Origin of the sequence: Streptomyces sp. MMG1533 (assembly GCF_001279775.1) — a bacterium.
Classification (GTDB): domain Bacteria; phylum Actinomycetota; class Actinomycetes; order Streptomycetales; family Streptomycetaceae; genus Streptomyces.
On the sequence record NZ_LGDG01000177.1, the window covers coordinates 1 to 286 of the forward strand.

General features: G+C 66.4%; 1 pseudogene. It reads right to left on the reverse strand.

What is annotated here, in order from left to right:
• Positions 1 to 286, reverse strand: a pseudogene (locus ADK57_RS18285) (sugar ABC transporter ATP-binding protein); the annotation flags it as partial.

Here is a 286-nt window from a genome sequence, read left to right on the forward strand (position 1 = left end):
GGGCTGTTCGAGGTCGTCGAGGATGATGCCCATGTTGCGCAGTTCCTCGTCCGCGGTCTTCTTCATCGTCTCGATGTCGAGGCGGCGGACGGGCCAGGGGCCCTTGGTCATCTCGGAGCCGAGGAAGAAGTTGCGCCACACCGGCATCAGCGGAACCGTCGCCAGGTCCTGGTAGACGGTGGCGATCCCCTTGTCGAGGGCTTCGCGCGGGGTGGAGAAGCGCACCGGGGTGCCGTCGACGAGGAAGTCGCCCTCGGTGTGCTGGTGCAGCCCGGAGACGATCTTG